The sequence below is a fragment of the Phyllobacterium phragmitis genome, assembly GCF_002980495.1.
In the GTDB taxonomy this organism is placed as follows: domain Bacteria; phylum Pseudomonadota; class Alphaproteobacteria; order Rhizobiales; family Rhizobiaceae; genus Paramesorhizobium; species Paramesorhizobium phragmitis.
The window spans coordinates 1-823 of record NZ_PVBR01000076.1 but is presented as its reverse complement, the minus strand read 5'-3'; the positions used below and the strand labels follow the sequence as shown (position 1 = coordinate 823).

General features: G+C 55.0%; 1 protein-coding gene. It reads left to right on the top strand.

Annotated features, from left to right (window positions below):
- On the top strand, positions 1–815 hold an 815-nt coding region (locus C5748_RS27385), incomplete at its 5' end, for a helix-turn-helix domain-containing protein (RefSeq protein ID WP_210204484.1).
- Positions 816–823: the final 8 nt, after the last annotated feature.

Below are 823 nucleotides of genomic sequence, written 5' to 3'. Positions count from 1 at the left end.
CCTTCAGTTATTCCAGAAAGCATATGCGTCAATTTGGAATGGAACATTGGAGTCTGAACCTCATTACAGAAGGTGGCATAAGTTACGCGTCCGGAAATGGTCTGAAGGGCAGTTCAGGGGATATGTACCTTCATTCCTATGCGTCCCCTTTTTCGGGAGCAGCGCAGAATTTGGGACTCCTGCACGTCATGCTTAATCGCGATAATTTTTACGATGTCGCCGATGCGCTTGACAGGATGGTCGATCAAACGCTGGCAGGACCAATGTCGGCAATTCTGCGCAATTTTCTCATTTCACTCGGAAACCACGCGAATGGATTAGGCATCGCGGAGATTCCGGCGGTGAATGAAGCCTTTGCACATCTTTTGAAAGCCACGGTTCGTCCGAACGCGGATGCGCTGGAGGCTGCCAGAATGCCCATCGCGGCCACCCAGTTTGCCATGGCACGGCGTATCATAAACGACAATCTGAAGTCGCCTGACCTTACCCCGGATATGATCTGCTCCAGGATGGGAATTTCGCGTCGCCAGCTCTTCTATATTTTCGAGCAGCATGGCGGTGTCATGAGGTTCATCACTCAGCGGCGGCTCGCGGCCTGCTATGGCGCGCTCGTGACGTCGACCGACAAGAAGCGGATCGGCTCGGTCGCCTACGAATACGGGTTTACCAATCTTTCGTCGTTCTACCGGCAATTCCAGGCACGATTTGGTTTCCGCCCCAGCGAGGCGCGATCCGCTTGGCTGAACGGCCATACGGTGCGCAAGACGACCGACGGCAGCTTTGCCGACTGGCTGTTGCGGGCTGACGGCGCCTAAGCCTCTCG